This window comes from Streptomyces scabichelini (assembly GCF_011045015.1).
Taxonomy (GTDB): Bacteria; Actinomycetota; Actinomycetes; order Streptomycetales; family Streptomycetaceae; genus Streptomyces; species Streptomyces scabichelini.
Genome location: NZ_JAAKZY010000308.1, coordinates 1 through 10243, shown reverse-complemented (window position 1 = coordinate 10243; position 10243 = coordinate 1). Strand labels below are relative to the sequence as shown.

At 69.6% G+C, this 10243-nt stretch carries 10 protein-coding genes; 3 read left to right on the top strand and 7 right to left on the bottom strand.

Annotated features, from left to right (window positions below):
• Positions 1-343: 343 nt before the first annotated feature.
• The 6 genes from ung to G5C60_RS47080 form a co-directional block, all read right to left on the bottom strand.
• Positions 344-1045 (bottom strand): uracil-DNA glycosylase, encoded by a 702-nt coding sequence (gene ung, locus G5C60_RS47105; RefSeq protein ID WP_165269852.1) that lies wholly within the window; start codon positions 1043-1045, stop codon positions 344-346.
• A gap of 145 nt (positions 1046-1190) precedes the next feature.
• Positions 1191-2771, bottom strand: a complete 1581-nt coding sequence (locus G5C60_RS47100) for an ABC transporter substrate-binding protein (RefSeq protein WP_165269850.1) — start codon at positions 2769-2771, stop codon at positions 1191-1193.
• Between the two features lie 220 nt (positions 2772-2991).
• Positions 2992-3750, bottom strand: coding sequence for an SDR family oxidoreductase (locus G5C60_RS47095; protein ID WP_165269848.1), 759 nt, complete (start codon positions 3748-3750; stop codon positions 2992-2994).
• Positions 3751-3767: 17 nt separating this feature from the next.
• Positions 3768-4529, bottom strand: coding sequence for a 3-oxoacyl-ACP reductase FabG (fabG, locus tag G5C60_RS47090; RefSeq protein WP_165269846.1), 762 nt, complete (start codon positions 4527-4529; stop codon positions 3768-3770).
• Positions 4530-4669: 140 nt separating this feature from the next.
• Positions 4670-5053 carry a DUF3037 domain-containing protein gene (locus G5C60_RS47085; RefSeq protein WP_165269844.1) on the bottom strand — a complete coding sequence of 128 codons (384 nt, stop codon included), beginning with the start codon at positions 5051-5053 and terminating at the stop codon, positions 4670-4672.
• Positions 5050-5817: a HipA family kinase gene (locus tag G5C60_RS47080; protein WP_165269842.1), complete on the bottom strand. Its 768-nt coding sequence runs from the start codon at positions 5815-5817 to the stop codon at positions 5050-5052. The genes G5C60_RS47085 and G5C60_RS47080 overlap by 4 nt, the downstream gene beginning before the upstream one ends.
• 172 nt (positions 5818-5989) lie before the next feature.
• On the opposite strand from G5C60_RS47080, the gene G5C60_RS47075 reads away from it, so the two are divergent.
• Positions 5990-8101 (top strand): S9 family peptidase, encoded by a 2112-nt coding sequence (locus tag G5C60_RS47075; protein WP_338146133.1) that lies wholly within the window; start codon positions 5990-5992, stop codon positions 8099-8101.
• 93 nt (positions 8102-8194) lie between these two features.
• Positions 8195-8635, top strand: coding sequence for a Rieske (2Fe-2S) protein (locus G5C60_RS47070; protein WP_165269840.1), 441 nt, complete (start codon positions 8195-8197; stop codon positions 8633-8635).
• On the opposite strand, the gene G5C60_RS47065 is transcribed toward G5C60_RS47070, so the two are convergent.
• Positions 8628-9272, bottom strand: a complete 645-nt coding sequence (locus tag G5C60_RS47065) for a cysteine hydrolase family protein (protein WP_165269838.1) — start codon at positions 9270-9272, stop codon at positions 8628-8630. The genes G5C60_RS47070 and G5C60_RS47065 overlap by 8 nt on opposite strands.
• Positions 9273-9370: 98 nt before the next feature.
• Between G5C60_RS47065 and G5C60_RS47060 the strand changes: the two genes are divergently transcribed.
• Complete coding sequence (locus tag G5C60_RS47060; protein WP_165269836.1) at positions 9371-9844, top strand: pyridoxamine 5'-phosphate oxidase family protein; 474 nt, start codon at positions 9371-9373, stop codon at positions 9842-9844.
• The last annotated feature ends 399 nt before the right edge of the window (positions 9845-10243 follow it).

Sequence of the window (10243 nt, the reverse complement as noted above, 5' to 3'; positions counted from 1 at the left end):
GAACAGCGCACCGCCCCCCGCCCCCCGGCCCAGCCGAGCCCGACGAATCCAGACGTGTGCGAACTGGCCCGAAAGTACGGAGGCTGGACGGCGGACAGTCCACAGGCGGCCGTCTGCAGGCAGAGGTACGGAGGCTGAGGCCACCGGCGCCACCCGCGCGGGAACCAGAACCAAGGCGGAACCGCGAACTAAACGGGCCTGGCCAGGTCCGGTGTGGTGCGGTACCGCGCCCCATAGGGGCGCGGGGCTGTGACATATGCGGCTCCGCCGCGATGGGGGTCCCCACCGCTCGAGCGAAGCCGAGAGTGGGGGAGCGACCAGCCCCCACCGGCCCGCAGCATCATCACCGCACCTCCAGCGGAGCGCCCAGGTCCGGGATCCGCCAGTCGATCGGGGCGTGCCCCTGCCTTGCGATCGCCTCGTTGATCTGTGTGAACGGGCGCGAGCCGAAGAACTTCTTGGCTGACAGCGGCGAGGGGTGCGCGCCCTTCACCACGGCGTGCCGCTCCGCGTCGATGAGCGACAGCTTCTTCTGCGCGTAATTGCCCCACAGCACGAAGACCGCAGGGTCAGGCCGGGCGGCCACGGCCCGGATCACCGCGTCAGTGAACTTCTCCCAGCCCTTGCCCTTGTGCGAGTTGGCCTCGCCGCCGCGGACCGTCAGCACCGCGTTGAGCAACAGGACACCCTGCTCGGCCCACGGCATCAGATAGCCGTTGTCCGGGATCGGGGTGCCCAGCTCCTCGTGCATCTCCTTGTAGATGTTGCGCAGCGACGGCGGGACCTTCACGCCCGGACGGACGGAGAAGCACAGGCCATGCCCCTGGCCCTCGCCGTGGTACGGGTCCTGCCCCAGGATCAGCACCTTCACCCGCTCGTACGGCGTCGCGTCCAGCGCGGCGAAGACCTCCTCGCGCGGAGGATAGACGGGCCCCTTCGCGCGCTCCTCCTCGACGAACTCGGTGAGCTCCTTGAAGTAGGGCTTCTGCAGCTCTTCGCCCAGGACGCCGCGCCAGGAGTCGGGCAGCATGGCGGTGTCGGTCACGTGAACTTCCTCCGTTGTGCGCTGACTTCACGGCCGCAGAGTGCGTACGGCCGTGGACGGCCGCGCGGAAACGCGGCCGTCTTCAGAGCACAGAACCTACAGGCGCCCACTGACAATCGGGCCGCCCGTCAGGCCGGGGGCGGAGCTACCAGCTGGTCTTCCAGGACAGCTCCCACATCGTCATCATCGTCGCCGGGTCGATGGCCTTCTCGGCACCGGAGATCTCCTCGTTCGCGGCCACGAACGCCTTGCCCTGCCACAGCGGCAGCAGCCGCGCGTCGTCGACGAGGATCTGCTCGGCCCTCTCGAACTGGGCGGCCACGGCACCACGGTCGCTCTCGCGACGGGATTCGGGGATCAGCTCGTCGGTGATCTCGGGCGTCTCGTACGGAGTACCGAGCGCGTTGTTCTCACCCACGAAGGGTGCGATGAAGTTGTCGGCGTCGGGGAAGTCGGGGTTCCAGCCGCGCCCGAACACCGGGTACTCGCCGTTCTGGTAGCCGGCCGCGTAGGTCTTCCAGGGGCGGCTCTTGAGCTTGACGGTGAACAGGTCGGAGGCCTCGAGCTGCCGCTTCAGTTCCTCGAAGGCCGGCTTCGTCTGGGAGCCGTAACGGTCGGTGGTGTACCAGAGGGTGAGCGGGACCCGTTCGGTGATGCCCGCGTTCGTGAGGATCTTCTTGGCCTTGGCCGTGCTGGGCTCACCGAACTGGTCGAAGAAGCCCGTGGTGTGGCCGACCAGGCCCTTGGGGATCATCGAGTACAGCGGCTCGACGGTGTCCTTGTAGATGTTGTGGGCGAGCGCCGGGCGGTCGATGACCTGGGCGACCGCCTTGCGGACCGCGGGCTGCTTGGACCACGGGTCCTGGGGGTTGAACACCAGGTAGCTGATCTCGGTGGTGGGGCTCTCGACGAGCTGGAGTCCCTGATCGTCGCCGTTGTTCTGGATGTCCACGACGTCCGTGGCAGCGAGACCACGGTAGATGACATCGATCTGCTTCTTCTTCAGCGCGTCGACCACCTGGGACGAGCCCGGGTAGTAGCGGATGGTGACCGCGCTGTTCTTGAGGTCGGCGATGCCCTTGTACTTGTCGTTACGGACGAGCTCGGCCTGCTTGCCGTCCTCGTAGGAGGCCACGCGGTACGGCCCCGCGCCCGTGATCTTGCCGTCCTTGCGGAGCTCGTCCGCGGGATATTCCTCGGGATCCACGATCGACATGGCGGGCGTGGACAGCACGAAGGGGAAGGTGGCGTCGGGCTGGTTGAGGTGGAACACGACCTCGCGTTCGTTCTTCACCTCCACCCGGGAGAGGGTCGTCAGCAGACCCGCGGGGCCGCCATTGACGTTGATCTTCTTGATCCGGTCGATGGAGTGCTTGACGGCCTTGGCGTCCAGCTTGTGCCCGTCGGAGAACTGAAGGCCCTCGCGCAGCTCGCAGCTGTACACGGTGCTCGCGCTGTCCGTGAACTGGCACTTCTCGGCGGCGTCGGGCTCGGGCTCGGACGCGCCGGCGGGGAAGTTCAGCAGGGTCTGGTGGACGTTGCGGAACAGCTCCCAGGAGCTGTCCCAGGAGGCCGCCGGATCCAGTGTGCTGGGCCCGCTGGTCGTTCCCACGACGATCGTCTTTCCCTCGTCGGAGGAGTCCGAGGAGACGAGCCCGCATCCGGCGACCAGGGCTATGGACGCGATCGCCCCCATCTGACGCAGGTATCTGTCCCGCTTGAACACGCGCACCATCCTCGATCGGCCATACCACAAGGGTGGCCAGACGATACCGCAGTGTTCGGCCGCTTGGCCCGCCGCCCTGGCAAGCACGGGGTCGGCGCACCTGCCCGTGCGATGACGGAACCGTACCCGACCCTTCTCAGCCCCTTCTCAGGCGGGCGCCCGCGCGGTTCCGGACCGGTTCGCGCGGGCGCCTGCCGGCGTCGTTCAGCTCACGCCCGCGTCAGCTCACGCCCGCGTTGAGGAAGATCCCGCCGTCGACGACGAGCGTCTGCCCGGTGATCCAGTCCGACTGCTCCGAGGTGAGGAACGCGGCGGCGCCTCCGATGTCCGACGGCATGCCGAGCCGGCCCAGCGGATAGGACGCGGCCGCCTCCGCTTCGCGGCCCTCCCACAGCGCCTCGGCGAACTTGGTCTTCACCACGGCCGGCGCGATCGCGTTGACCCGCACCTTGGGGGCGTACTCGTGCGCCAGCTGGAGCGTCAGGTTGATCATGGCGGCCTTGCTCATCCCGTACGCGCCGATGAACGGCGAGGCCGAGACGCCGGCGACGGAGGCGATGTTGACGATCGCGCCGCCGTTCTCACCCTGCCAGGCCTTCCACGTCCGCTGGGCGAAGCCGAGGGCCGAGATCACATTCGTCTCGAAGACCTTCCGCGCCACGTTGAGGTCCAGCTCGGCCATCGGCCCGAACACCGGATTCGTACCGGCGTTGTTGACCAGGAAGTCGAGGCGGCCGAACGCCTCCATGGTGCGCTCGACGGCGACAGCCTGGTGGGCCTCGTCGTGGGCCTTGCCTGCGACCCCGATGACGCGGTCGGCGCCGAGCTTCTCGACGGCTTCCTTGAGCGCTTCCTCGTTGCGGCCGGTGATGCACACCCGGTCACCGCGGGCGATCAGCGCCTCGGCGATGCCGTAGCCGATACCGCGGCTCGCGCCGGTGATGAGCGCCACCTTGCCCGAGAGTTCCACAGTGGTCATGTCTCTTTTCCCCGGCCCTAGTTGAGCGGTCCACCGGCAACGTACAGCACCTGGCCGGAGACGAATCCGGCGTCGTCGCCCGTGAAGAAGGCGATGGCGTTCGCGATGTCGTCCGGCTTGCCGACCCGCTGCACGGGGATCTGGGTGGCGGCCGCGGCCTGGAACTCCTCGAAGCCCATGCCGACACGCTCCGCGGTGGCCTTGGTCATGTCGGTGACGATGAAGCCGGGCGCGACGGCGTTCGCGGTGACCCCGAACTTGCCCAGTTCATGCGCGAGCGTCTTGGTGAAACCCTGCAGACCGGCCTTGGCGGTGGAGTAGTTGGCCTGGCCGCGGTTGCCGAGTGCCGAGGACGAAGAGAGGTTGACGACGCGGCCGAACTTGGCGTCCACCATGTACTTCTGGACGGCCCGCGTCATCAGGAACGCGCCGCGCAGGTGCACGTTCATGACCGTGTCCCAGTCGGACGCGCTCATCTTGAAGAGGAGGTTGTCGCGCAGCACGCCCGCGTTGTTCACCAGGATCGTCGGCGCACCGAGTTCCCCGGCGATCCGTGTGACGGCGGCCTCGACCTGGGCCTCGTCGGAGACGTCGCAGCCGACCGCGATCGCCTTGCCACCGGCGGAGGTGATCTTCTCCACGGTGTCCTTGCACGCGGCCTCGTCGAGATCGATCACCGCGACGGCGCGCCCCTCGGCGGCCAGTCGTACGGCGGTCGCGGCGCCGATTCCGCGCGCTGCACCGGTGACCACGGCGATGCGCTGCTCAGTGGTGGACATGGCTGGTTCTCCTCGCCTTTGAAAAGCCTGCGGCTCACACGGTACGCCCCTGAGGTGAGCGACCGCTTAGTACCTTCAGCGGATGTGACGCTAGAAGCCCTGGCACGCGGTGTCAACGGCCGCCGCGGACATGTGATCCATCACCTCACGAGCAGGTCGAGAAGCCGGTCGACCTCGGCCTCGGGATCCACGGTGAGCCCGGTGTGCACGGGACCGGGCTGGACGACGGTCGAGCGGGGCGCGATCAGCCAGCGGAAGCGCCGCCCCGCGTCGTCGCGCGCCGCCTGCCCCGCCGCCTCACCCCCCTCGCAGACGCCCTCGACGGCACGCAGCGCGGCTCGCACGCCGGACACGTCCGCCGCCGGGTCGAGCGCCCGCAGCTTGCTCTCGTCGAGATACGTGCGCGCGGCCACGAAGGACTTCGCCCGGCAGTACACGAGCACGCCCGCGTTGAAGCACTCCCCGCGCTCGACGCACGGCACGACGCGCAGCAGCGCGTACTCGTAGACGTCACGCCCGCTCACTTCGCTCCCACCTCGCTCATCTCGATGCGCCCGTGAATGGTGGCGGCGCGCGCCAGCAGCGGCTCCGCGTATGCGCGCCTGAGCGCGTCGGCCGAGTCGAACCCCGGCTCGTCCGTCAGCCACACTTCGGGGATCGCGGCGGTCACCTCGGCGAGCAGTTCCTCGGTGACCAGCGGCGCCAGCTCCGCGGCGGCGGAGACGATATCGGGACGGAAGGGCGCGAGCGCGTGGTCGGAGGCGTCGTACGGCCTGGCCGCGGATGCGCGTGCGCCGGGCCAGTTGTGGTGCCAGATCATCGTGGCGCCGTGGTCGATCAGCCACAGATTCCCTTGCCGGACCAGCATGTTGGGGTTCCGCCACGATCGGTCGACATTGTTGACCAGCGCGTCGAACCAGACGATCTTCCCGGCTTCTTCCGGGCTCACCTGGTGCGCGAGGGCGTCGAAGCCGATCGCCCGGGAGAGAAAATCCATCCCGAGGTTCAGCCCGCCGCTCGACTTGAGCAACTCCTGCACTTCCTGGTCCGGTTCGCCCAGCCCGATGACCGGATCGAGTCCGATCGTGACCAGTCCGGGTACGCGCAGGCCCAGGCGGCGGGCGAGTTCACCGCAGACGACCTCCGCTACGAGGGTCTTCCGCCCTTGCCCGGCTCCGGTGAACTTCATGACGTACGTCCCGAGATCATCGGCCTCGACGAGCCCCGGCAGCGAGCCGCCCTCACGCAACGGCGTGATGTAGCGGGTCGCGGTGACTTCCTTGAGCATCGCCCCAGGTTACTGGGGCGATGGCGCTCCGCTGGGAGGCCGGTTGTCAGCTGCGGGCCCGTTGTGGCCGGCCGCTCCCCCACTCTCGGCGGAGCCGCACATTGATACAGCCCCGCGCCCCTTACGGGGTGCGGCCGCGCGTTCCCCGTTCACCCGCCCGGAAAGGATCACTGTGACCCCCTCCTACGAAGACCTGCCCCTCCAGTTCGCCCGCACGAAGCGCTTCTCCCTCGGTGTGCCACGCGGGTTCACCGTCTCCCCCGACGGCGACCGCGTGCTCTTCCTGCGCACCGCGAGCGGCCGCTCCACCACCGGCTGCCTGTGGTTGTTCGAGGACGGCGAGGAGCGGCTGCTCGCCGACCCGCGCGCGCTCGGTGCCGGCGGCGAGGTCCCCGAGGGGGAACGTATCCGCCGCGAGCGGGCGCGCGAGACCTCCGGCGGCATCGTCTCGTACGCCACGGACGCGGCCGTCCGCCTGGTCGTGTTCGCCCTCTCCGGCGACCTCTGGGTCCTGCACACGGACGAGGGCGTCCCGCGCCGGATCCCCACGGCGGGCCCGGTCGTCGCCCCGCGCCCCAGCCCCGGCGGCTCCCGCATCGCGTACGTGAGCGACGGTGCCCTCCGCGTCGTACGCACCGACGGCACGGCCGACCGCGCGCTGGCCAGGCCGGAGAACCCGGAGGTGACGTACGGACTCTCCGACCACGTCTCGGCCGAGTCGCTGGGCCGTACGCGGTCCTTCTGGTGGTCGCCGGACGGGGAGGCGCTGCTGGTGGTGCGGGTCGACAACGCGCCGGTCCAGCAGTGGTACATCAGCGATCCGTCGGATCCCACGCGCCCGCCGCGCGCGGTCCGGTACCCGGCGGCGGGCACCGCCAACGCGGACCTGTCGCTGCACGTGGTGGGACTCGACGGCGACCGTGTCGCGGTACGGCTCCCCAAGGAGGCCGCCGAGGAGCATCCGTCGGGCGAGTGGACCGACGCGGCCTTCGAGTACGTCGTGGACGCGGGCTGGGGCGATGCGGGGCCCTTCGCCGTCGTACAGACCAGGGACCAGCGCTCGGCGTATCTGCTCCGGATCGACCCGTGGACGGGTGCGGCCGAGACGCTGCACCACCGACGCGACGCCGCTTGGCTGGAGTTCGTGCCCGGCACACCGGTCCGTATCGCCGCCGGCGGCCTCGTCGTGACGACCCAGGAGGGGACCCGCGGACTTCACATGCTCGGCACCGGTGTGCGTACACCTGAGGGCATGTACGTCCATGAACTGCTCGGTGTGGCAGGCGAGCGGATCCTCTTCATGGCGAGCGAGGAGCCGACCGAGGCGCACGTCTGGTCGTACGACACGGCGAACGGCTTCGTACGGCTGACCGGCGAGCCGGGCGTGCACAGTGCCGCCGTCGGGGGCGACACGGTCGTCCTGGACAGCAGGACGCTCGACGGGCAGACGGTGACGGTGCTGCGGGACGGCAGGCCGGCCGGACGGATCCGGGTGCTGGCCGAGCGGCCCATGGTCGAGCCGCGGCCCCGTTTCCTGACGCTCGGCGAGCGGGAGCTGCGAGCGGCGCTGTACCTGCCGGAGTCGTACGAGCCGGGGGCGCGGCGCCTGCCGGTGATCGTGCACTCGTACTCAGGGCCCGGTTTGCAGACCGTCGTGAAGGCGGCCGCCTGGCATCACGCCGTGAACCAGTGGTTCGCCGAGCAGGGTTTCGCGGTGCTGACGGTCGACGGGCGGGGCACCCCTGGGCGTGACCGGGCGTGGGAAACGGCCATCCACGGCGACCAGTTGACGCCCGTGGTCGAGGACCAGGCGGATGCCGTGCGCGCGGCCGCGGAGCTCTTCCCCGAACTGGACACGGATCGTGTGGCGATCCGCGGCTGGTCCTTCGGCGGCTATCTCGCGGCGGGTGCCGTGCTGCACCGGCCGGACGTGTTCCACGCGGCCGTCGCGGGCGCGGCACCGACCGATCTGCGCCTGTACGACACGCACTGGAAGGAGCGGTTCATGGGGCACCCGGACGTCCAGCCGGAGAACTACGAACGCTGCTCCCTGGTGGCGCACGCCCACAAGCTCGAACGCCCCCTGATGCTCGTCCACGGAATGGCCGACGACAATGTGGCGCCCGCGCACATGCTGCGTTTCTCGGCGGCGCTGCTGGCGGCAGGCCGTCCGCACAGTGTGCTGCCGCTGCCCGGTGCGAGCCACTTGGTCACACAAGAGGGCGTGATAGACACCCTGCTCCGGCTGGATCTCGATTTCATCAAGAACGCAAGCACTACCTGAACCAGCCGCGTGAGGTGCCCGTACACCTTGGTGGATCAGCGCACTCCGCGCTGGACCGACGCACATCTGTACATCTGTGGAAGGGACCGCCACATGTCCAGCGAATCGCTTCAGCCTGCGCCGGCGATCTGTCGTCGCACCGTCCTTGCAGCGCTAGGCGCGGCCGGTGCCGCCGCCGCGCTGACCGCGTGCGGGGGTTCCGACGACAGCTCGTCCAGCTCCTCCGACTCCTCGGGCTCCTCGAGCGGCGAGGCGCTGGCCAAGACCAGCGAGATCCCGGAGGGCGGCGGCAAGGTCTTCGCCGACCAGGGCGTGGTGGTCACGCAGCCGACGGCCGGCGAGTTCAAGGCCTTCTCGACGACATGTCCGCACCAGCAGCAGAAGGTGAACAGCGTCGACAACGGCGTCATCACCTGCCCTGCTCACGGCAGCCAGTTCAACGTGACGGACGGCGGCGTCAAGAAGGGGCCCGCGACCAGTGGGCTGACGACCAAGGAAGTCATGGTCGACGGAGACTCGATCATGCTCATGTGATCCCGCGCGGACGCTTGAAACAGGCCAGCACGTCGTCCGTGGTGGTGATGGTGGCCACCAGGGCGAGCGTGTTGCGGACCATCGCGGGGGTGTAGTCGGAGGGCACCCCCGCGATGGCGTCTCTGGGCACGACGGCGGTGTAGCCGCGGTTGACGGCGTCGAAGACGGCGTTGGGTATGGCCACGTTGGCCGAGACGCCGGTCACGATCAGTGTGCGGCAGCCCAGGTTGCGCAGCAGCGCGTCGACGTCGGTGCCCGCGATCGGCGACAGCCCGTGCAGGCGGCGTACGACGAGATCCTCGTCCGCGACCTCGATGGGCGGTGCGACGCGTACCGCCGTGGTTCCCGACAACTGCTGTACCGGCAGTCGTTCGGCCGCCCGGAACAGCCGGGCGTTGCGACTCGCCCCCCGCCCGTCGGGGCGCCGCTCGGCGATCGCGTGGATCACCTGCGCCCCGCCCTCGTGGGCCGCGGCGACCAGGCGGGCGACCTGGCCGAGGGCACCCGACGCGCGTGCCTCCTCGGCGAGTTCGGGCAGCGCGCTGTCCGGGCCGACGACGCCCTGCTGACACTCGACGGTCAGCAGTACTGTGGTCGCTGGGTCGAGGAGTTCACTGAGCTCTTCGTACGACGGCATGGCGGGCGAGCGTAGCCACCATTGCGTGAGGGCGGAAGACGGCCCATGCTTTCCTGACGCCGAGTCAGATTTCGCCGAGCCGGAGAAGAGGGAACCGTATGGCCGTCACTCAGCGCCGGGGCCGAAAGATCATGATGACACCCGGCGAGCTGGACGAGTTCCTGACCACCCAGCGCACCTGCCGCGTCGCGACCGTGTCCGCGGACGGCGCCCCGCATGTGAGCACGCTCTGGTTCGCCTGGGACGGCACGTCGTTCTGGCTGTACTCGATCACGCGCAGCAAGCGGTGGGCTGACTTGCGACGCGACCCGCGCGTCGCTGTCGTCGTCGACACGGGCGAGGAGTACGGCGAGCTCCGCGGTGTCGAGCTCTCCGGCACCGTCGACTTCGTCGGGGAGGCTCCCCGGACGGGGGAGCCCTGTCCGGAACTCGTCGCTGTGGAGCGGCTGTTCGCCCGCAAGAACTTCGGCATGGATGACATGCCGCATGACGGGCGTCATGGGTGGATTCGGCTGGTGCCGGATGGGGTGGCGTCGTGGGACTTCCGAAAGCTTGGTGCCTCCGGCGGTTGAGCGGGTTGGGTTCGTTGTTGGGTGCGGGTGCGTTGTGGCTTGTCGCGCAGTTCCCCGCGCCCCTGGGTTTGTGGTGGGTGCGGGGTCGTGGGCCGGTGCGTCAGCCCGTCGCAGGGTGGGCATACGGCCCTTTGCTGGTACACGGTGCGGGTGGCCTGAGACCGAACCTACGCGACGGGCGTACGACGCACCGGCCCACGGCCCCTCCCGCCGGTGGGAGGCTGCGGGCACGTTGTGGCTGGTGAGCATGATGACTGACGGCTCCGGGGGCGCCCCTTCAGGGGCGCGGGGAACTGCGCGACCAGCCACGACGGCGCTGCAGCCGCGACACGACGTGTCACCCCCACCCCCTGGCGGGGGCCTGGGGGCGCCGCCCCCAGTTTCGGGAAGGGGCGGGGC

Excerpts from the sequence above, each read along its gene's own strand:
- G5C60_RS47095 (WP_165269848.1), bottom strand. The coding sequence starts at position 3,750 with ATGACCACTGTGGAACTCTCGGGCAAGGTGGCGCTCATCACCGGCGCG.
- fabG (WP_165269846.1), bottom strand. The coding sequence starts at position 4,529 with ATGTCCACCACTGAGCAGCGCATCGCCGTGGTCACCGGTGCAGCGCGC.
- G5C60_RS47080 (WP_165269842.1), bottom strand. The coding sequence starts at position 5,817 with ATGCTCAAGGAAGTCACCGCGACCCGCTACATCACGCCGTTGCGTGAG.
- G5C60_RS47070 (WP_165269840.1), top strand. The coding sequence starts at position 8,195 with ATGTCCAGCGAATCGCTTCAGCCTGCGCCGGCGATCTGTCGTCGCACC.
- G5C60_RS47065 (WP_165269838.1), bottom strand. The coding sequence starts at position 9,272 with ATGCCGTCGTACGAAGAGCTCAGTGAACTCCTCGACCCAGCGACCACA.
- G5C60_RS47060 (WP_165269836.1), top strand. The coding sequence starts at position 9,371 with ATGGCCGTCACTCAGCGCCGGGGCCGAAAGATCATGATGACACCCGGC.